19 protein-coding genes are annotated in these 20,262 nt (G+C 64.4%); 7 read left to right on the top strand and 12 right to left on the bottom strand.

Going from position 1 to position 20,262, the window contains the following annotated elements; genetic code table 11:
• Positions 1 to 93 precede the first annotated feature (93 nt).
• The 3 genes from DIC75_RS08165 to DIC75_RS08155 are packed head-to-tail and all read right to left on the bottom strand — an operon-like array spanning position 94 to position 2,889.
• Positions 94 to 774 (bottom strand): potassium channel family protein, encoded by a 681-nt coding sequence (locus tag DIC75_RS08165; RefSeq protein ID WP_250987535.1) that lies wholly within the window; start codon positions 772 to 774, stop codon positions 94 to 96.
• On the bottom strand, positions 771 to 2,102 hold the full coding sequence (locus DIC75_RS08160; protein ID WP_250987534.1) for a serine/threonine-protein kinase: 1,332 nt from the start codon (positions 2,100 to 2,102) through the stop codon (positions 771 to 773). Before DIC75_RS08160 ends, DIC75_RS08165 begins: the two co-directional genes overlap by 4 nt.
• The gene (locus DIC75_RS08155; protein ID WP_250987533.1) at positions 2,092 to 2,889 is read right to left on the bottom strand and encodes an FHA domain-containing protein; all 798 of its coding nucleotides are present in this window, start codon (positions 2,887 to 2,889) and stop codon (positions 2,092 to 2,094) included. The genes DIC75_RS08160 and DIC75_RS08155 overlap by 11 nt, the downstream gene beginning before the upstream one ends.
• Before the next feature lie 211 nt (positions 2,890 to 3,100).
• Between DIC75_RS08155 and DIC75_RS08150 the strand changes: the two genes are divergently transcribed.
• Both DIC75_RS08150 and DIC75_RS08145 read left to right on the top strand, forming a co-directional pair.
• Positions 3,101 to 3,385 carry a hypothetical protein gene (locus tag DIC75_RS08150; protein WP_250987532.1) on the top strand — a complete coding sequence of 95 codons (285 nt, stop codon included), beginning with the start codon at positions 3,101 to 3,103 and terminating at the stop codon, positions 3,383 to 3,385.
• Between the two features lie 90 nt (positions 3,386 to 3,475).
• Positions 3,476 to 3,742, top strand: coding sequence for a hypothetical protein (locus DIC75_RS08145; RefSeq protein ID WP_250987531.1), 267 nt, complete (start codon positions 3,476 to 3,478; stop codon positions 3,740 to 3,742).
• A 13-nt stretch (positions 3,743 to 3,755) separates the two neighbouring features.
• On the opposite strand, the gene DIC75_RS08140 is transcribed toward DIC75_RS08145, so the two are convergent.
• From DIC75_RS08140 to DIC75_RS08130, 3 genes are all read right to left on the bottom strand, one after another.
• Positions 3,756 to 4,196, bottom strand: coding sequence for a hypothetical protein (locus tag DIC75_RS08140; RefSeq protein ID WP_250987530.1), 441 nt, complete (start codon positions 4,194 to 4,196; stop codon positions 3,756 to 3,758).
• A 106-nt stretch (positions 4,197 to 4,302) separates the two neighbouring features.
• Positions 4,303 to 5,892 carry an aldehyde dehydrogenase family protein gene (locus DIC75_RS08135; protein ID WP_250987529.1) on the bottom strand — a complete coding sequence of 530 codons (1,590 nt, stop codon included), beginning with the start codon at positions 5,890 to 5,892 and terminating at the stop codon, positions 4,303 to 4,305.
• Positions 5,893 to 5,905: 13 nt separating this feature from the next.
• Positions 5,906 to 7,216 (bottom strand): acetyl ornithine aminotransferase family protein, encoded by a 1,311-nt coding sequence (locus DIC75_RS08130; protein ID WP_250987528.1) that lies wholly within the window; start codon positions 7,214 to 7,216, stop codon positions 5,906 to 5,908.
• 95 nt (positions 7,217 to 7,311) lie between these two features.
• Between DIC75_RS08130 and DIC75_RS08125 the strand changes: the two genes are divergently transcribed.
• Positions 7,312 to 9,051, top strand: coding sequence for an ATP-dependent DNA ligase (locus tag DIC75_RS08125; protein WP_250987527.1), 1,740 nt, complete (start codon positions 7,312 to 7,314; stop codon positions 9,049 to 9,051).
• 5 nt (positions 9,052 to 9,056) lie between these two features.
• Positions 9,057 to 10,790: a DNA polymerase/3'-5' exonuclease PolX gene (gene polX / locus DIC75_RS08120; RefSeq protein WP_250987526.1), complete on the top strand. Its 1,734-nt coding sequence runs from the start codon at positions 9,057 to 9,059 to the stop codon at positions 10,788 to 10,790.
• Positions 10,791 to 10,793: 3 nt separating this feature from the next.
• Here polX and DIC75_RS08115 read toward each other — a convergent pair whose 3' ends face one another.
• Together DIC75_RS08115 and DIC75_RS08110 are read right to left on the bottom strand one after the other, a co-directional pair.
• Positions 10,794 to 11,249 (bottom strand): FKBP-type peptidyl-prolyl cis-trans isomerase, encoded by a 456-nt coding sequence (locus tag DIC75_RS08115; protein ID WP_250987525.1) that lies wholly within the window; start codon positions 11,247 to 11,249, stop codon positions 10,794 to 10,796.
• Between the two features lie 123 nt (positions 11,250 to 11,372).
• Positions 11,373 to 11,996 (bottom strand): FkbM family methyltransferase, encoded by a 624-nt coding sequence (locus DIC75_RS08110; RefSeq protein WP_250987524.1) that lies wholly within the window; start codon positions 11,994 to 11,996, stop codon positions 11,373 to 11,375.
• A gap of 270 nt (positions 11,997 to 12,266) precedes the next feature.
• Here DIC75_RS08110 and DIC75_RS08105 point away from each other — a divergent pair, with 270 nt between their 5' ends.
• On the top strand, positions 12,267 to 13,574 hold the full coding sequence (locus DIC75_RS08105; RefSeq protein ID WP_250987523.1) for a glycosyltransferase: 1,308 nt from the start codon (positions 12,267 to 12,269) through the stop codon (positions 13,572 to 13,574).
• Between the two features lie 636 nt (positions 13,575 to 14,210).
• Here DIC75_RS08105 and DIC75_RS08100 read toward each other — a convergent pair.
• On the bottom strand, positions 14,211 to 15,827 hold the full coding sequence (locus tag DIC75_RS08100; RefSeq protein ID WP_250987522.1) for a DEAD/DEAH box helicase: 1,617 nt from the start codon (positions 15,825 to 15,827) through the stop codon (positions 14,211 to 14,213).
• Between the two features lie 131 nt (positions 15,828 to 15,958).
• Here DIC75_RS08100 and DIC75_RS08095 point away from each other — a divergent pair, with 131 nt between their 5' ends.
• Complete coding sequence (locus tag DIC75_RS08095; protein WP_250987521.1) at positions 15,959 to 16,690, top strand: uracil-DNA glycosylase family protein; 732 nt, start codon at positions 15,959 to 15,961, stop codon at positions 16,688 to 16,690.
• A gap of 54 nt (positions 16,691 to 16,744) precedes the next feature.
• Here DIC75_RS08095 and DIC75_RS08090 read toward each other — a convergent pair whose 3' ends face one another.
• Positions 16,745 to 17,443, bottom strand: a complete 699-nt coding sequence (locus DIC75_RS08090; protein WP_250987520.1) for an Hsp20/alpha crystallin family protein — start codon at positions 17,441 to 17,443, stop codon at positions 16,745 to 16,747.
• Between the two features lie 296 nt (positions 17,444 to 17,739).
• Here DIC75_RS08090 and DIC75_RS08085 point away from each other — a divergent pair, with 296 nt between their 5' ends.
• Positions 17,740 to 18,594, top strand: a complete 855-nt coding sequence (locus DIC75_RS08085; RefSeq protein WP_250987519.1) for an MBL fold metallo-hydrolase — start codon at positions 17,740 to 17,742, stop codon at positions 18,592 to 18,594.
• Positions 18,595 to 18,712: 118 nt separating this feature from the next.
• On the opposite strand, the gene DIC75_RS08080 is transcribed toward DIC75_RS08085, so the two are convergent.
• Together DIC75_RS08080 and DIC75_RS08075 are read right to left on the bottom strand one after the other, a co-directional pair.
• Positions 18,713 to 19,273 carry a GNAT family N-acetyltransferase gene (locus DIC75_RS08080; protein WP_250987518.1) on the bottom strand — a complete coding sequence of 187 codons (561 nt, stop codon included), beginning with the start codon at positions 19,271 to 19,273 and terminating at the stop codon, positions 18,713 to 18,715.
• Positions 19,274 to 19,350: 77 nt separating this feature from the next.
• Complete coding sequence (locus DIC75_RS08075; RefSeq protein WP_250987517.1) at positions 19,351 to 20,127, bottom strand: winged helix-turn-helix transcriptional regulator; 777 nt, start codon at positions 20,125 to 20,127, stop codon at positions 19,351 to 19,353.
• Positions 20,128 to 20,262: the final 135 nt, after the last annotated feature.

Below are 20,262 nucleotides of genomic sequence, written 5' to 3'. Positions count from 1 at the left end.
AAATAAATATCTTGCTTTAACAACGAGAATTTTCGTAACTTTAACCGGATGAATGGGAAAACCGGTCATTCCCCTCCCGTTTTTCAGCCGCCGTCACTCGGCGCCGGTCTTCGGCATCCACCCGGCCGCCGCCACCAGGCGGGCGATCAGGACGGCGATGTAGAGTGTTCCGCTCACGGTCTCGAGCACGGCGAGCGACCGGGCCTGGTCGGTGACCGGCGTGATGTCGCCGTAGCCGAGCGTCGCGAGGGTGACGAAACTATAGTAGATGAACGTGGGGAAGGTGAAAACGTCGCCCGGATGGCTGCTGGAGAACGATCCGGGGCTGAGGCTCTCGACGAGGCCGTAGGCGGTCGCCCAGGTCAGGCCCATGAGGAGGTAGACGGATACCGCTCCGGAGATGGTGTCGGTGGTGATCCGGCGTTCTCCGAGCACCTGCAGGAGGCCGATGAGCGCGGTGAAGGCGTAGAAGAGGAGCGTGAATATGCTCTCGGCGTCTCCGAGTGCGGGATTTCCGGTGATGACGTAGAGCCAGCCGAAGCCGAAGGCGGGAATCGCAAGGAGGACGGCGATGACGACCTGACGACGCCGGTTACTCACGGCGTAGACACCGGTGATCAGGACGAGGGACGAGAGCACCTTCAGGACGATCTGGCCGGTCGGCCCTGCACCTACGTAGGGGTAGACGGCGAGCAGGAGGATGAGCGATACGAGCAGGTAGTGGAACCGCATGGCCCTGGCGCGGGCGAGGTACCGGGCGAGAAGGCTCTTCACGCTCGCTCATCCCCTGCGTCGCCCATCGCGGTCTCGATCGCATCGAGCACCTCTCCGGCGGACCGGTAGCGATCGGCGGGGTCTTTTGCGAGGCACCGGAGGATGATCGGGTCGAATCCTGCGGCGTCCGGATTGATCTCTCCGGGGGGGACCGGCTGCTCGTCGAGAGTTGCTTCGGCAAACCCGGCGAGGCTCTCGCCGGCATTGGGGGTCTTTCCCGTCACCAGTTCGTAGAAGACGGCGCCGAGCTGGTAGATGTCGGTCCGTGCATCGGTCCTGCCGAACCGCTCCGGGGCGATCTGCTCCGGGGCTGCATACGCGAGGGTGAACCCGGCAATGGTGGTATCCCGGCTCGCCGCCAGCGTCGTGCTCATGCCCCAGTCGGTGATCTTCGGCGTCAGGTCGTCGGCAAGAAGGATGTTTCTCGGCTTGATATCGCGGTGGATCACGCCCCTCCCGTGGGCGTAGGCAAGCCCGGCGGCGATGCCTGCAGCGATGCGGGCGGCGGTCTCCACCGGAAGGGGTTTTTCCAGTTGCTCGAGGGTCCGGGGCAGATACTCCATCTCGACATACGGCACCGGGAGGATGTTGACCGAGTGGACCGCCACGATGTTTTCGTGGGTGAGGTCTTCCCAGAACCGCATCTCTTTCATGAAGGTTTTCCCGGTCGCTTCGTCGTAGGCGACCGGGATCTTCACCGCTACGGTTCGACGGTCATCGCGCCTGACCGCCGAGAAGACCTGCCCGAGCCCGCCTCTCCCGACGAAGGCGACCTGGCCGTACCGCTCTGCAAGTTCCGGCGGGAACCCGGGCGGATGGGAGAGCACGGTCCGGTATGCGCCGGGCAGGATGGTCGTGCCCGGGGATGTTCCGGTGGTATCCGCTCCCCCCGGTCTCTTCAGGTACCGGGCACCGAGCACGAAGGCTCCGGCGAGCAGGACGAGGGCCAGGACAACCCCGGTCCAGGGGAACGGGTCCGTGACCGTCCGGCTGTTCTCCGTGGGCGTTTCACCGGCCGTCCCGGTAGCCGTCGCCTCCGCCGTTGCTTCTGTCCGCTCCTCTCCCGGGGTATCGGCAGGCGTGACGGTCTCTTCGGGCGAGGGCTGGGGGGTGGGCGTCTCTTCCGGTGTATCCCTGCCCCTGTTCTGGCCGGGAGCGGTGCTCTTATCCTCGGTTGGCGTCTTGACGGCAGACTCGATGCCCTGGGGGGAGGCGCTGGAGTGCTCCGGCGGTCCCCCCGCGCCCGAAACGGCGGGACAGACGGCGGCGAGGAGCAGGGCAGAGATCAAGAGCAGGACGGCCGCCCGTCCGGCCCGTTCAGGCGGCATCCGGCACCGGCACCCCCCCGGGAACAACGAAGACAAGCGTTGCCCCCGGCGCGCCCTTCGCGAGTTCGATGAGGTCACCGTCGTGGAGCTCCCGCCGCATGCCCCGGTCCAGCGGCATGCCGTTCACGAAGGTGCCGCCCGTGCTGCCGCAGTCCTCGATGAGCCAGGCACCGTCCCGGCGGCGGGTGAGCCGGGCGTGCGGTCTCGAGACACGGGTGACCGCCGCGTACTCCTCGCCGAGGACGATCTCCCGCTCGGGCCGGCCGGGCGTGCCCGGGTCCGCCCGCCCTATGGCGACGCTGTCGTGCCCGAGGGGGAAGACCCTGCCGTCCTCCGCTCCCCCGAGGAGGATGACGACCGGGGGTTGCCCGGCGAACTCTCCCGAGAATGTCTCCCGGACACCGGCAAGTTTCTTTGCGAGCACGGCATCCGTGAGCGTCAGTTTCAGGTTCGAGAAGAGTCCGAGGCTTCTCGTGATCGCTTCGAGACCGCCGGGCACGAGCGAGTATTTCCAGACAGGATGGATCCCCTTTGCGGTCGGGCGCGAGAGACCGGCCTCTTTGCGGACGACTCCTATGCTCAGCAGTTTGTCGAGGTGCTTTTTTGTGTTCTCGTAACTCGTCTCGATCTCGGCGGAGATCTGGCGGACGTCTTTTGGCCTTCGTTCGATGACCTTCAGGATCTTCAAGCGTGTGCTGCTGCTCAGCACGTCCAGGTACTCGGAGAGTTCCTGCAGATCGTCGGTGTCTATATCGAGGATCAGTGTCCTGGAGTTGTCGTCGGTCATAGTCTCTCCTGCCGTGCCTTGCGTTGCTGTATGTTTTCACGAGGTCTCTGATGAAGGTTGTGCACTTCACCGGGCGGCCCCCCTCGCCGGCATGAGCATACGGGCTGCAATCCCCGGACTGTTACGTCGGGACGGCATCGCAGAATGCGCGGTTCGTCTCAGGATCCGGCCCCGGATCATGTTTTATACGAGGGGACCTATCGTGGGGGCCATGCTCGGAGATATCGAGACCATGCAGCAACGGGCTGTGATGGTGGAGATCGAGGAGATGATCCAGTCGACGCCCGACTATGCCGACATCAGGGAGGCCCTCCGCTCGTTAAACTTCATACCGGAGCAGGATGATCCCGATGTCGCGATCTGGGTGCATCCCGGCCTCAGGATCTTCGTCCTGCTCCAGATGAACCTCGGGGGCGGGTATGCAGGGTACAGGGTGGCCGCCTACGATGACCTGAAAGGCCGTGAGGGGGAGTTTGCCGGCTACAACGCCCGGTAACGGTTTTTCCCCCGTAGCCCGTGATGCCTCCTCTTCTCAACCGTCCCTGCCGGGTCAGGTTTATCTGGGCGTATGCGGTATGGTCTTCGCATGCGTGAACAGATAGAGATTGACCGGGAGGAGCAGGAGGCCATGAAGAACCGGGTCCGGGAGATGATCGTCGCAAACACTACCTACGACGGGATCCGGGAGGGTCTCGAGGCTCTCGGGTTCCGGGCGAAGGAGGATAAACCCGCCCTTGCCCTCTGGGAGAACAGCGAGCACGAACTCTTCGTGATGGTCCATATGGACCCGGGGACCGGCCGGTTGGGGGACTGCGAGGTGAAGACGTTCGAGGAGACGGAAGGGTTCGAGTAGTCCCGGCTCGCGCTCAGCCCGACGGAGGATCTGCAAAGAGTGCGATGTATCCTCCGATGAGCGCGACGATGAAGACGAGCAGGTAGACCGGGAGCGCAGGCAGCCTCTCGAAGAGGGCAAAGAGTTCGACGCCGGTGATCTCCCCCACGAGCGAGAAGAGCCGGAAGAGGAACATTACCAGGAATACGGCACCGACGGCGCCGAAGATCGGGCCCGGCAGGTTCAGGGGAAATGCCAGGGCGCCGAAGAGGTCCCCGACGAGGAAGATGACCGAGATCATGATGAGCAGCCCGAGATTGGCATTGAGGAACTCGACGATCTGGAGGAAGATCGGTGTCTGGACGTAGGCGCCCGAGAGGATATTCAGTATGCCGAGCACGATCAGGAAGACGACGATCCCGATGGTCCTTGAGATGAGGACGCCGACGACCGATTCCTTCCTGCGCTCACCCATCCGATCCCTCTGAAGAAGGAAGGGTATTCTATCCTTATGGAGTTGTCGGCGGGGCTCAGGTTCCCATCGAAACCAATTGTAGGGGTCTTGAAGGGTTTTAAGGCCCTTATTCCCCGCCCGCCGGTTCCGTCACCCGCGTCTGCGCCTGCTCGCGGACGAACGAGAGGAGGTAGTGGGGCCCTCCTACCCCCCTGCCCGTCGACCCGCTCGCTTTCCAGCCTCCGAAGGGCTGGGCGCCGGGCCAGGCCCCGGTCGTCGCCCCCCCGCGCCGGTTGGCGTACACGACCCCGAACCGGATCCGGTCGAAGAAGTACCCGATCTCCGCCGGGTCCTGTGCAAATATCCCGGCCGTCAGGCCGTAATCCGTTGCGTTTGCAAGAGCGAGTGCCTCTTCGAGGGTCTCGAAAGTGCCGACGGTGAGGATCGGGACGAAGAGTTCTTCTGTAAAGAGGCGGTGGCCGTGCGCAAGATCGGCGATGACCGTGGGCCTGACGTAGACGCCCCGGCCGTAGAGTCCGCCCTCGAGCACCTCGCCGCCGGCAACGAGCCTGCCGCCGTCCCTGAGCGCCTCCTCGACCGCCTTCTGGAATGTCAGCCGTGCATCGTCGTCGATCAGGGGTCCGAACGCGACCTCCCGCCGCCGGGGGTCGCCGATCTCCATCCGGTCCGCCCGGTCCCTGAGCGCCTGCAAGAACCTTTCTGCAACCGACGAATGGACGTAGACCCGGGAAGTGGCGCTGCATTTCTGTCCCGCAAACCCGAAGGCCGCCCGGGCCACGCCCTCGACGGCTTTTGCTATATCGGCGCTCGCGGTGACGATCGTCGGGTTCTTGCTCCCCAGCTCCGCCACCACCGGCTTGTGGTAGGGCTGCACCGTGGCAATCTGCCGCTGCAGCCACGTCCCCACGGCCTTTGAGCCGGTGAACGCGATCCCGGCAACGTCCGGGTGGGCAACCACGGCCTCGCCGAAGGGGCCGCCGGGCCCGGTCACCAGGTTGATCGCACCGGGAGGGACCCCGCCCTCCACGAAGAGCCGGTAGAGGTTCATCCCGGAGAGCGGCGTCTTGCTCGTCGGTTTGAAGACAACCGTGTTTCCGGTGAGGAGCGCACCGGTGATCATGCCCGCGGCAAGCGCGACGGGGAAGTTGAACGGGGAGATGACCACCCAGGCGCCGTAGGGCCGCATGACGCTCCGGCACTCCTCGCCGGGTGCCGGGGAGCGCATGGGGAAGACGTAGCCGTTGTTCTGCTCGTAGACCCTGCAGTAATACCGGAGCATATCGACCGCCTCGCCGACCTCCGCCAGCGCCTCGTAGCGGGTCTTCCCCGCCTCGTAGGTCAGCAGGGCCGCGAGCAAAAAGAGCCGGTCCTCCATTGCACCAGCCGTCTTCCTGACGACCGCGATCCGCTCCCGCCAGTCCCGCCGGCTCCAATCGAGGAAAGCCTCGTTCGCCGCGGCGATACCCTCCCGGGCATGGTCCTCTCCCCCCTCGGGAAAAATCCCGAGCAGGATGCCCGGGTCGATGGGGGATCTCGCCTCGAACTCCCGGGGGGCGGTGACCTCCCGTCCGCCGATGTACATCGGATGGCGCTTCCCGAACTCCTGCTCGATCTCGATCAGGGCGGCTTCGTAATCGCCGTGAAAACTCTCGTCGGTTTCAAGCGAAACATAGGTGACTTTTCCTGACTCCTGCATACCATCAACCTCCTCAGAACCCCTCCATGACCCGGTCCAGGATATCGACGCCCGTATCGATATCCTCCTCGTCCATGATCAGGGGAGGGCTGAACCGGATCACCGATTCCCCTGCGGGAAGGAGGACAAGGCCGTGCTCGAACGCGTGCCGGAGGATCGTCTCCCGCTCGGCCCGTGCCGGCTCCTTCGTTGACCGGTCCCGGACCAGTTCTATCCCGATCATGAGCCCGAGGCCGCGGACGTCGCCGACGATCGGGTGCCGTTCCGCGAGCTCGCGCAGGCGCTGCAGCAGGTACCCACCCCTGGCTGTCACCCGGTCCCCGAACCCCTCTTCACGGAGAAGATCCATCACGGCGAGCGATGCGGCACAGGCAAGGTTGTTGCCGCCGAAGGTGCTCGCGTGCGACCCGGGCGGCCAGTCCATGACTTCATCGGAGGCGACGGTGACGCCGAACGGCAACCCCCCGCCGATCGCTTTGCCCAGGCAGACGATGTCGGGGGTGACGCCGGCGTGCGTGGAGGCGAGGAACCGCCCGGTCCGGAAGCACCCCGACTGCACCTCGTCCGCCACCAGGAGGATCCCGTGCTCGTCGCAGAGCCGCCGCAGCCGGTGAAGAAAGCCCGGCGGCGGGACGACGTATCCTCCTTCCCCCAGCACGGGCTCGACGAAGATCGCGGCGACCTCCTCAGGCGCGACCTCGGTGCGAAAGACCGTATCCTCGAGGTAAGCCACGACGGCGGCGTCGCAGGTCCCGGGATTGCCGCCGAACGGATGGTAGGGGTCCGGGTAGGGGGCGTGGATCACCGGCAGAAACGGCCCGAAGGAACGGCGCTGGATCACCTTCCCGGCCGTGAGACTGAGAGCGCCGTAGGTCCGCCCATGGAACCCTCGGTGGAACGCTATGAAGTAGTTCCGGCCGGTGTGGCGCCGGGCGAGTTTCATCGCCGCTTCAACGCTCTCCGCTCCGGAGTTGGAGAAGTAGACCCGGTCGAGCCCTTCCGGGAGGAACCCGACCAGTTCTTCGGCGCACTGTACGGGGACTTCGGAGCAGAAGTCCAGGAACGCCCCGTGCGAGAGGTATTTCGCCTGTTCTCTGATCGCGGAGACGACTTTCGGGTGGTTCCAGCCAACGTTCATCACGGCGATCCCGGCCGTAAAGTCGAGGTAGCGGTTCCCATCGACGTCCCAGAGGTTCACGCCGCTCGCCTTCTGGAGCACGAGGGGATACTCCCGCATGGTCGACGGGGAGATGATCGCCGCGTCCCGGCGGAGCACTTCACGGGCTTTCTCGCCCGGAGGTTCGACCCGTATCAGGGGTTCCATGCACCTACCACATCGCCGCCGATGATAAATCCAACCCCCGGGGACGCATACCGCAACGTTCAAGTAGCGCCCGGCAGTGAACAAACCAGGTAATCGTGACATTCGCAACCCTCGCCTCATGTTTCGAGCGGCTCGAGGCGACATCGTCCCGGAACGAGATGATCGCGCTTCTCGCCCGGCTGCTGGCCGGGGTGCCGCCGGACGAGATCGGGATCGTCTGCTACTTTGTTCTCGGGGAGATCGGGCCCGGGTACAGCGAGGTGAACCTGGGCATCGGGGAACGGACCGCGGCGGCAGCGATCGCCCTTGCGGCCGGCACCGATCCCGCGTCGGTCGAGGCGGCGGCGCGGGAACTCGGCGATTACGGCGACGTAGCCGTCCGGCTGATCGCGGCCCCGGCCGGAGAACCGCTCTCGGTCGCCGACGTCCACCGGACCCTCTCCCGGATCGCCGGCGCGTCCGGTCCGGGTTCGGCCGACCGGAAGGTGGGGCTTCTCGCGGGGCTGATCGCCGCCGCCACGCCCCGGGAACGGCGCTACCTCTCGCGCCTCGCCGCCGGGGAGATGCGGCTCGGCGTCGGGGATATGACCATACTCGATGCGCTGGCGGAGGCGTTTCTGGGTTCGAAAGCACAGCGCCCGTCCCTCGAGCACGCCTACAACATATCCTCCGATATCGGCCACGTGGCCCGGACGCTCCGGGAGGAGGGCCTTCCCGGGGTCCGGGCGATCTCCGTCACCCTTCATAAGCCCATCCGGCCGATGCTCACCCAGCGCGTCGCCCGGATATCAGAGATCCTCGAGCGGATCGGCTCCCCCGTCATCGCCGTCGAGGAGAAGTACGACGGCGAACGGATCCAGGCGCACAAGGACGGCGACGACGTCACCCTGTTCTCGCGGCGGCTGACCGACGTCACCGGCCAGTACCCCGATATCGTCCGCCACGTCCGGCAGCATGTTACGGCCGATACGGCGATCCTCGACGGCGAGGCGGTCGCGTTCGACCACGAGACCGGCACCTACCGTCCTTTCCAGACGCTGATGCGGCGGCGCCGGAAATACCGGGTCAGCGAGGTCGCCGGCGAGATCCCCGCAACCTACCGGGTCTTCGACCTCCTCTACGTAAACGGCGATTCCTATCTCTACCGGAGTTACCCCGACCGGCGGGCGAGGCTCGAGGAGATCCTCGGCCGGGATAAACACATCTCTCCCGCAGACCGCATCGTAACGGGGGATACCGACGGGATCACGGAGTTCTACCTCGCCTGCATCGAGCGGGGGCTTGAGGGAGTCGTCTGCAAGTCGTGCGCAGAGGACTCGTTTTACCGGGCGGGGGCGCGGGAGTGGCAGTGGATCAAGTGGAAGAGCGATTACGTCCCCGATCTATCCGATACGCTCGACCTGGTCATCGTCGGCGCCAGCGCAGGTCGGGGGAAGCGGGCCGGGACCTACGGTTCGGTCCTCTGCGCCGCCTATAACCACGAGGATGATCTCTTTCAGACGGTCTGCGGCATGGGGACGGGGTTCTCAGACGTTGACCTCTCGGACCTTCCCCGCCGGCTTGCCGGTGCGAGAGTGGACCGGCAGCCGGCGCGGTTGATGGTGAACCCGCAGGCGGCGCCCGACTTCTGGTTTGCGCCGCGTCATGTCGTCGAGGTGCTGGGGCTCGAGATCACCGAGAGCCCGGACCATACCTGCAACTGGGACCCGGAGCGGCGGCGGGGGCTGGCCCTGCGGTTCCCGAGGTTCGTGCGCTGGCGGGACGAGAAGAGCCCCGAGCAGGCGACGACGGCCGCCGAGGTCGCGGCCATGTTTCGACGGCAGCGGGAGGTGTGACGTTAATGGAGAGTCTTTCACGGGTGACCAACATCGAGGTCGCGGCGATCCTCTACGAGGTCGCCGATCTGCTCGAGATCAAGGGCGTCCGGTTCAAACCGCAGGCATACCGGCGGGCGGCGCAGGCAGTCGAGACCCTGCCGGAAGATATCGGCATGGTCGCAAGGGAGGAGCGCCTCGACGAGGTTCCGGGGGTCGGCAGGGGTATCGCCGGAAAGATCCGCGAGATCGTCGAGACCGGCAGCCTCGCGTATCTCACCTCCTTACGCGAGGAACTCCCGGAGGGCGTGCAGCACCTGACCCGGCTGGAGGGGATCGGGCCGAAGAAGGCGATCGCCCTCTCCCGGGAACTCGGCATCCGGACCGTCGACGACCTGGAGGCGAAGGCGTTGGCCGGCCGGATCCGCGACCTCCCGGGGTTCGGGGAGAAGACCGAGCAGAACATCCTCGCGAGCATCCGGGTGAGCAGGACCGCAAAAGAGCGCCGCCTTCTCGGATACATCCTGCCCGTCGCCCGGGATATCGAACGGCGCCTCTCGTCGCTTTCCACCGTCGGGCAGGTGAGCCTTGCCGGCTCGATACGCCGCAGGAAGGAGACGATCGGGGATGTCGACATCCTCGCGACCTCAATGCGTCCCGAGAAGGTGATGGAGGTCTTTGCCACCCTCCCCGGGGTCGAGCGGGTTCTCGTCCGGGGGACGACGAAGACCTCGGTGGTGCTCGCGACCGGGATCCAGGTCGACCTCCGGGTGGTGGAGGACAGGCACTTCGGGGCCGCCCTCCAGTATTTCACGGGGTCGAAGGAGCACAATATCGCCCTCCGGAAGCTCGCAATCGCGAGGAACTGGCGATTGAACGAGTACGGGCTTGTCGACCTCGCAAGCGGCAGGACGGTCGCAGGGGAGACGGAGGCGGAGGTCTACCAGGCCCTCGGTCTCGCCTGGATCGAGCCGGAACTCCGGGAGGACCGGGGCGAGATCGAGGCCGCCCGGATCGGAAACCTGCCCGATCTCGTCGGCTACGACTCGATCAAAGGAGACCTCCACGTCCATACGCGCTGGAGCGAGGGCGCCCATTCCATCGAGGAGATGGCGGAGGCGGCGAGGGCGCTCGGCTACGAGTACATCGCCATCTGCGACCATGCGGAGAGCCTCCATATCGCCCGCGGCCTCTCCCCCGGGCGTCTGGCCGACCAGGTGCACGAGATCGAGCGGATCAACCGGGAGAGCGACGGCGACTTCACCATTCTCTCCGGTACCGAGTGCAACATCGGCATGGACGGCAGCGTCGACCTCCCGGACAGCATCCTCGCCGACCTCGACGTGGTGGTCGCGAGCGTTCACTCCGGGTTCAAGCAGTCCGAGGGGGAGATGACCGAACGGGTGCTCACGGCGATGCAGAACGAGCACGTCGACATCATCGGCCACCCGACGGGACGGATCCTCCTCTCGCGGGAGCCCTACCGGATCGATCTCGGCGCGATCTTTGATGCCGCGGCATCGCTCGGCGTCTCGATGGAGATCAACGCATTCCCGTCCCGGCTGGACCTCTCCGACGTCAACTGCCTCTCGGCCCGCGAAGCGGGCGTCCGGTTCTCGCTCGGATCGGACGCGCACAGCCGGGAGAATCTCCGGTATATGGAGTTCGGCGTCGCGACAGCCCGGCGGGGATGGCTCTCGGCGGACGAGATCGTCAATACCCGCCCGCTTCCGGAGTTAAAGGGGTTACTGAGGTCTTAGGAATTACCCGGTTACCTGTTCCCGTGCAGCGGCGACGATATCCACGAGCCGGATATCGAATGTCAGGGGCTGGCCGGCCAGGGGGTGGTTCGCGTCCAGCGTCACGGTCGATTCCGAGACGTCGCTGACGGTGACGACGGCCGCCCTGCCGTCCGGCTGCTGGACCTGAAGTTGCTGGCCCGGTTCGGGGTTGATCTCCTCGGGGAACTGTTCCCGCTCCACCGTAAGCGTCATGTCCTCACGGCGTGGCCCGTACGCTTCTTCTGGCGGGATAGTGGTGGTCTTTATATCGCCCGGTTCCATGCCGACCACGGCCTGTTCGAACCCCCGGATGATCTGCCCCCCGCCGATGGTGAACTCCAGGGGGTCTCGTTCGTCCGATGTATCAAAAACCGTCCCGTCTTCCAGTTTTCCGGTATAGTGCACCTTGACGGTATCGCCTTCCTTTGCCTGTGCCATACTGCTTCACCGGCGGGGTGGTGATCCCGGGTTCCTATTTATGTGTGCCGGCCCTGCCCGGGTTGCCGGAATCTCCCGGTATTCCAGGGATTTTCCGGGGGCGGGGGAGGGAGTCCCCGGGCGTCACCTGCCGTTCTTCCGGACGGCGTGCAGGACTCCCATCACGCCCTTCACGTCGTAACCGGGTGTCCGTTCGATCTCGAAATCGTAGTGCTCTCCGATGTAGTCGAGGAGCGCCCTGTTCATCGGCCCCCCGATCGGGGGCACGTGAAGTTCCATCTCGATGCGCCGCACTCCGTCGAGATCTCCGGGCCGGATAGACCATTCCGCCCCCTCGCAGTCGCACTTCAGGAAGTCGCATCCTCCGGCCATGGCGGCGATCTCCCCGAGGGTGTGAGTCGTCACGGTGACGGTCTCGCCTCCCCAGGTTATCCGCCCCACGCTCCCGTCGCCGAGCGCCCCGTCCACCACCGTGACGCCGGCGCCGTTTGTCCTGACATTCTCCCGGAGAGCCTCCGTGAGGATGGGTTCGACGGCCAGCACGCGCTGCGATCGCCGGGCGGCACGGATGCAGAAAGCGCCCACGTTGGCCCCGAGATCCAGGACGACGTCCTCCGGCCGGATGTCGTCGAACCGGTACTCGCCGACGACGTAGACGGCGTCGGCCCCCGGCGGCATCCTCCTGAAGGTTACGCCGTCGTGGGTGGTGACCGGGGGCGGGGAGCCCGGAACGTCTTTTGGGTACATGGCACCTGTTAACGTTAGGATTCCGAAATATATGGGCGTTCCTCCCCGGGGTTGCGGCGGCGCTCCGCCTCAACGGAGCCACTGCGCTCTCCCCTCTGGGACCGTCCGGGAGGCTCCGATTCATGCCATCTTATTAACCTTTTTTGTATCGTCCTTCCCCGATGTGCATGGCGTGTTCCCATTTAATACCTCTATAAATTGGCGTATGGGCTAAATAAACGAGGAAAATTATTATTTTTTGATCGACATATTTATAATCTCGGCATGCCGATGCTGTACCTGGTAAGTTTCCACAAACCTACCGAGGGGAGATCTGCAATGGCGTACATGGACGGAATAACCTGCATATGCGACAACGGCCGGACGCTCGAGGACCACCGGCCCATCGTCGGCGACGATGTCATCTCCGGGATCTACCGCAAGGCGGCGAGCCTTCAGGGGAAGCGTGTCCTCCACGTGAACTCGACCTACCAGAGCGGTGGTGTAGCGGAGATGATCATCTCGCTGGTTCCGCTCATGAACGACGTCGGGATCAAGACCCAGTGGAACATCTTAAACGGCGACGGCGACTTCTTCGCCATCACCAAGAACTTCCATAACGCGCTCCAGGGGCAGGCGATCGCGTTCTCGGATGAAGAGAAGGGACTCTATCTCAGGACGAACGAGTTCTTCTCCGGGCAGATGAAGATCGACCACGACCTGGTGGTCATCCACGACCCGCAGCCCCTGCCACTGATCCGGTTCTACCAGAAGACCCAGCCCTGGGTCTGGCGGTGCCACGTCGACCTCTCGAACCCGAACGCGGATCTCTGGGAGTTCCTCAAAGACTTCGTCCGGGACTATGACCGGATGGTCATCTCACACGAAGAGTACCGGCGCAGGGGGATGGCGATGGAGCAGTGGATCTGCCGGCCGGCGATCGACCCGCTCTCGGAGAAGAACCGCGACCTCTCCGACGCAGAGATCGCAGGTCTTCTCGCGAAGTACGGCGTACCGACCGACAAACCGCTGATCACCCAGATCTCGCGGTTCGACAAGTGGAAGGACCCCGAAGGCGTCGTCGACGTCTTTGCCAGGGTACGCGAGCACGTCGACTGCAGACTGGTCCTCTGCGGGAGCATGGCCCCCGACGACCCCGAAGGCTGGGCAATCTACCGGCAGGTCGAGGAGAAGGCCCGGGCCTTCATCGAGTCCGGCGACGTCATCCTGATCACCGCCGAGGATCACCTGCTGGTCAACGCCCTGCAGCGCGCCTCGTGCGTCATCCTCCAGAAATCGCTCCGCGAGGGGTTCGGCCTGACCGTCACCGAGGGACTCTGGAAGGGGCAGCCGGTCATCGCATCCCGTGTCGGGGGCATACCGCTCCAGATAGAGGACGGCGAAACCGGGTTCCTCCTCGAACCGACCGATACCGACGGGTTTGCCTGGAGGATCCGGCAGGTCCTCGAGAACCCGGAGCTCAGGGAGCGGCTCGGGCGGGCCGGTAAAGAGCATGTCCGGCAGCACTTCCTGATCACCCGTCTCCTCACCGACTACCTGGACATGCTCAACGCCGAGCTCGCTGTCCAGAATACCTGAAGGGCAGGGCCCGGTCGGCAGGGAAACGGCCCAAAAAATAGAATATGACCTCAATACATCCACGGGCGGGCGATACCGTGCATGGCGGCTTCACGGCCGCCCGCTTCCCGGCAGAATCGTGCGGGATTCCGGAGATCCGGTGAGACGTTTCGGGTCGGGTTGCCCCGTCGCGTCCCTCGATGCAGGGCAGGTGGCAGAGATGGCCGGCGGAACCCGGGCAGGGGTTTGCAGCACACCTTCTTATGAATATACTATTGTGAATATGCGGGTCGTAGGGCAGATAATCCTCAATTTTTTCGATGGCGATGAGACTCCGGAAGATTTAGAGATTGCATCCATACCCGTTGACGCCACCACCCCCAGACGGTGAAGAATACGCATCAAGGTATATAGTCGTTTCTCCCGGCAGGGGCCGGTGCCGCTACCGCGGAGAATCCTCCCGCACCCCCGGGTTGTCGTGAGGTACTCCCACCGGTTCGCATCCGGGGAGGTCCTGGTTTCAGGAAAAACGTTCCGGATGCACGACTGTTCTGCTCCGCGCCCCCTCAGGCGCGCCTCAAGTCTTCCGGTGCGTTGAACCGGCGCGATAACATGGATCCCGGGAGCCGGCTGTGCTCGCAGCCGGCCTGCGTGCTCTTACCGCCCGCCCGGAGACGCGTTGCCCCCCGGCGCTCCGACGATCTCGATCGGCCGGGTCAGCCTGACCCTTGCGATGGTCTTTCCTTTCATCCCTTCGATGACCCGGTCGGCGGCATCAAGGGGCACGTCGACGGTGGAGTAGGTATCGTAGATGTTGATCGCACCGATGGCGCTGCCGGGAATCCCGGTCTCGCCCGCGAGTGCTCCGACGATATCCTTCGGCCTGATCTGGTGCTCTCTCCCGAGCGGGATCCTGAGGAGAGCCAACCCCTGGGCCGGCCCGATATCCTGCGGCAGACCCTGGCCCCTGTCGGCCGGGCCGGCCCCGCCAAGTTCCAGTTTCAGGAGGGCAGCCGCGACCTCAAGCGAGGTGTAATCTTCGGATATGATCCGCTCGATGAGATTCGCGTAGTGCTCGAGGTTGCCCTCGTTGATGACCTGCTGCACCCGGTCGATGAGTTTCCGCGTCCGGCTCTCCTCGACGTCTCCCTGTGTCGGCAGCGGAATGCGGGCGATCTTGATCCTGGTGTAGTCCTGGATCGTCCTGAGTTTGAAGTACTCCTTCGGGCCCACGAACGTGACGGCCCGTCCGGCTCGTCCGGCGCGTGCCGTCCGGCCGATCCGGTGGATGTAATAGTCGATATCCTGCGGGACATCGTAGTTTATGACCAGGTCGACGTCCTCGACGTCGATACCCCGTGCGGCGACGTCGGTGGCGACGAGCATATCGATGTTTCCTGCGCGGAACTTCGCCATCACCCGGTCCCGCAGGGCCTGCTTCATGTCCCCGTGGAGGCCTTCGGCGAAGTAACCGCGGGCCTGGAGGTGGGTGGTCAGGTCGTCGACACCCCGTTTGGTGTTCGAGAAGATCAGGGTCAGTTCCGGATCGTACATATCGAGCAGCCGGGTGAGGATCTCGAGCCTGTCCCTGCTCCGCACCTCGAGGTAGAGTTGTTCGATCTGCGGGACGGTCACTTCCTTGCGTGCGACCGAGATGAACTCGGGGTCCTTCTGGAACCTCTTTGAGATCTCGAGGATCGGTCTTGGGAGCGTGGCCGAGAAGAGGACCGTCTGGCGGTTCCGCGGGGTCTCGTCGAGGATCTTCTCGATGTCTTCGCGAAAGCCCATATCCAGCATCTGGTCGGCCTCATCGAGGACGACGAATTTCACCCCGGCAAACGAGAGGGTCCCACGGTCGAGATGGTCGAGCACCCTCCCCGGGGTCCCGACGACGACCTGAGCGCCGCGTTGCAGTGCCCTGAACTGCCGATCGATCGCCTGGCCGCCGTAGATCGGGAGGATGTTGATGCCCCGGTGGTGTTTCGCCAGGCGGGCAAACTCCTCGGCTGTCTGGATGGCAAGTTCCCGGGTGGGGGAGAGGACGAGGACCTGTGTCTCCCGGCTATCGGGGTCGACACGCTCGATCGCCGGGACGCCGAACGCCGCCGTCTTCCCGGTCCCTGTCTGGGCCTGGCCGGTCACGTCGCGTCCTTCGAGTATCGCCGGTATTGTGCTGACCTGGATGGGCGTGGGCTCCTCAAAGCCCATATCTTCTATTGCACGGAGCGTCTTTTGCGAGATATTGAATTCCTTAAAGGTGATATTGTTCTCCATTCGTTCATCTCTTGGTGCTGCTCCCTCTTTATATGTCGCATCACGATGCCGTCCGGGGTGCATGCGGCATCGCATACCCCGGGGTCCGCTCACCTGCAACACATATCCGTCCTGCGGGCGAACCTGCAGGGATGAACCTTCGGCATTCCCTGCCGGTGAGCGCCAGAGAGATCTACCGGAGGTATTCTGCCTGCCGCCCGGAGCTCCGCGGCGTCCTCCTGCCCGGACTCCTGCCCCACGATGCCTGCGGGGCTGCATGCCGGAGGGCCGACCGCGTAGCGGTCCTCTTCATCGCCGAGTCTCCGCCCTGGACCGCCGGCCGGCGCGAAGTTGCCGGGCCCGCTGACTGCTGCAGCCCCGACTACCCCTACTTCTGGAACGACCGCTACGACGTGCGGCATCGCCGGGGCACCGCACCGCTCTCCCGCGGGCTCGCGGAGAACCTCTTTTCGCTGCTCGGACTCGACGGAGAGTCGCGCCGGGAGAACCTGGAACTCTTCTCCGAGAACTTCTTCCTCGTCGACACGGTCAAGTGCGTCTTCCGTAAGAACCGGAAGGCGGCCATCCCGAAGGACCTCGTCAGGCTGAGCGCCCGGGAGATCCTTGCCCCGGAGATCGCCGGTCTTGCCCCGGATTACGTCGTCGCCCTCGGGAATACGGCACTCACCGGTCTATCCGGGATCGAGCCGTACGCGAGCGCTCTTTCCGGCGTCGGGACGATCACCGGGATCAACGGGAGTCTCCGGGAGAGCCTCTTTCAGGAGAGCCGCCTCCTCTGTCTGCCGTATCCTGGCGGGCGCAACCGGCGCTACCTGGATATGATCGAGTCGGGGTTCGAGACCCTCAGGGACCTCGTGGGATGACGTGTTCGACCGCCGCTCCGTGGCCTCCTCGCGATGGCTTTTTCGTATCGCCGTCTACTCTGCCAGCTTCCTCTTTCCTTCCTCGTACATCATCTCCTTCTGTCGGCGGAGCTCTTCGGCCGTCTTTTGCTCTTCGGGGCTTCCCTTATCTTCGATCTGGATCTTCTGCGCCGCTTCCTGTAGGTCGCGGGGGCTCAGGTACCCGGACGGCTTCACCTTCTCCCTGTCCTCCCGGTACTCCTCCTCGATCTGTTGCCGGCGCATCTCTGCAACTGACTGGCCGGCCTGCTCGGCCTCTGCGCCCACAGGGATCTCCCTGCCGCGAGCCTCGGCGACCTTCTTCAACCGTATCTCGAGGACACCATTCTTGAAGGTGGCGCGTGCCTCCTCGCCCCTGACGTCGGTGGGGAGGGAGACCGTCCGGGAGATCGTGCCGATCCTCCGCTCTCGCATGTGGTATCCGGCCTGTTCCTCCTCTTTTGCCTCCTCCCGCCGGGCGGTGATCCGCAGCGTTCTCGGGTCGAGAAGCCGGACCGATATACCCTGCCTCTCCACGCCCGGGAGGTCGGCAACGACCACGATATCCGCATCGTGTTCCAGGACGTCGACCACCGCTCCGGTTCCGCCAATCAGGGGTACCTGCTGCGTGGCTCCTGAGAGGCGCTCCATCACCTCGCCAAATTGTTTCTGCATATCCCCGAGCATCTCGTCGAATTCGCTCCAGAGTTCACGCGAAGATCTTCTCCATGCCATGGTTACTCCTGCCTCACTGTTCTGCAGTATCGGCAGGCTCACAGGGTATGAACACTTCATATAGGTTCCTGTGCAGGACCCCGTCCTGCCGGAGCACCGGAGTGCCGGGGTTCATTCCTTGTTATGGGGCCTGATAGCGCGTGCCGGAATCGTGCCGGCCGGTGCGCCGCCGTCCGGGTCCCGGAAGGTGAGGTCCGGCGGATTTCAGGGGTTGGTCCGGAGAATCCCGCGAGTCTTCCTCGCTCTCCCGGCCACCCTCTGGTTACATATAGAGAGAGTTTCCAGTGGGCGGTGCTATGAACCCCCAGACCGCAGAGATGGTGCCCCGGAAACGCTCAGGATCCCTGCCTGAGATCGGGGTTATGACCGTTATCCCGCTGGAGAACCTGAGGATACACACCTACGAGGCGCCCGAGGCGGCAGTCTTCGTAAACTCCCATATCCTCGAGACGGAGAACAGATTGATCGTCGTCGACACGCAGTTTCTCCGTCCTCACGCAGAGGAGTTCCGCAGGTACGCCGACAGCCTGGACAAGCCGATCGACCGCGTCATCGTCACGCACAGCCACCCTGACCACTGGTTCGGGTGCGAATACTTCAGGGACGCCGCGATCTACGCATTAAGCGAGGTCACAGACCAGATCCGCGGGGGCGGGGAGGCCATGATCCAGGCATACGCGCCGACCTTCGGCGACGCGATCACGGAGACGGTGGTGGTGCCGGAGCATATCGTCCGGCCCGGGACCGAGACCGTCGACGGCGTGACGCTTGCCTACGAGAAGGCCGACGGGGCCGAGGCCGGCGTCAATCTCGTCATCGAACTCCCGGAGAACCGCGTGCTCATCGCCCAGGACCTCGTCTACAACCGGGTCCACGTCTTCCTGCAGCAGAAGGAGATGGACCCCTGGCTCGCCCACCTCCGCCGGTTCCAGGAGAAGGAGTACGACGTCGTCCTTCCTGGCCACGGGCTGCCGGCGAACATGCAGGCCCTCGCGGATATGGCGGGGTATCTCGAGGACGCAAAGTCGGCGCTCGCCGCAAGCAGCGACGTAGAGACCTTAAAACAGCACCTGGTCGGGAAGTACCCGTTCTACCGGGGCGATTACATCCTCGATATCAGCGGGAGGTACCTCTACGGGACCGGGGGCTGAGAAGCGGTTCTTCGATTGCAGGGCGCTGTAGCCGGTGCTCATTACCGGCAGGATATGGTGAGCAGCCACCAACCCTTTGCTCCCTGCCGCCGTCCGGATGGTGCGGATGGTTCCGCCTTCAGGATCGGAAGGGGGCTTCGGGCTTTTCGCGCACGTAGACGACGGTTCCCTCCTCGAACCCCTCGCCGGCGGGAGCCTCGCCGGCATGGACGAACCCGTTCTTCTCGAGCACCCGGATGGACCCGAAGAGGTCCGGGTAGGTCGTCGCGACGATCCGCCGGACGCCGGGGAGGGAGAAGATCGCGGGGATGAGGTGGCGGACCGCCTCGGTTGCATACCCGCGGCACTGGAACTCCTCGAGCACCGAGTAGCCGATGAGCACCGTGCCGGGGACGGGCGACGAGGCGACCCCCCCGCTGCCGACGAGGACCCGTTCCCCATCTCTCGGGTCGTCGCGCACCCAGTACCAGGCGGCGAAGAGCGGATCGCCTTTCTCAGAGACCATCTGGATGAACGCCCCGAGCGTTTCGTCGTCGAGGAGCGGCGGCGGCCACGATCCCGGGACGGCGGCGGAGAGGAGGCGGGCGAGTTTTTGACGGTCGTCCCGGTCGCTCTCGAGGATCTCGAGCGTTGCCGGGATCAGGTCCAGGCGTTCGGTACGGATGTAGATGGTTTTCATTACAATCACAGCCTGGTTAAGGGTTATTCATGGGGTGGGTCTTATCTGTTGTGGGTTGGTTTGTGGGAGGTGCCGGATTAAACACCTCTCAATACAGCCCCTTCTCCCGGATCACCCCTCCGCACCCCCACCCGCTCCCCGACAAACCCCGCCGCCTCCCCCGACAGGGAATACCGGACGTCTCCCCCTATCTTCTCCTGAAGCACGATCCCGTCGGCCCTCAGCCTTCGCAGATGCCACGAGACCGACGAGGCGGTGATCCCGAGCCGTTCCGCAAGTTCCCTCCGCGACGCCTCCGGGCTCTCCAGCAGGATGGCGAGGAGCTCCCGGGTGTTGGGGTTCCGGAGGTGGATGAGCACCTTCTCTTCGAGAACCGAGTACTTCTGCCGGTTCTCGAAGTATCCCGTCCGCCCTTCGACGGCGGCGGTGGCGATCATCCCGAACTCCTGCAGCCTCCCGAGGTGGTACCTCAGGGTCCCCCGGTTTATTCCGAGGTCTTGAGCGAGGGTGCCGAGGCGGATGCCCGGGTGGGCGCGAACGTGGTCGTAGATCGCCGTCCGTGTCTCGTGTTCGAGTGCGGCGCGTTTTGCAATACGACGGTAGCCGAAGAAGAGCCAGACGTTCAACAGGAACAGGATGTTGACGACGATCAGGAGTTCAGGGGATGTATCCATGAGAAGACTGCAGATCAGGATCTGGGGCGGGACCTGCCACCACTCGATAGGTGTCATATCCTGTGGCGGACGGTCGGGTACGTAGTCGCCGGCCGGCATGACCGTGTACCCGGCGGCTGCGCAGGAAGGGAGGGCGGAGAGAAGAATGATCAGGAGTACAACAGCCGTCCGGCGTCGCATACTACAGCAATCGGAGTGCGGAACCTTGACCTTTGCGTTTTGTCGGCGGCCTTCCCTGCCCGGGTACAATCCAGGGCTTTAGAATAGACGGTCGGCACAGAAATCGTATATAATCTCGCGTCCCAGCTCCCACTA

Origin of the sequence: Methanoculleus oceani, assembly GCF_023702065.1 — an archaeon.
GTDB lineage: Archaea > Halobacteriota > Methanomicrobia > Methanomicrobiales > Methanoculleaceae > Methanoculleus > Methanoculleus oceani.
Note: the sequence above shows the minus strand (reverse complement) of the source record. Positions and strands in the feature narration are given on the sequence as shown.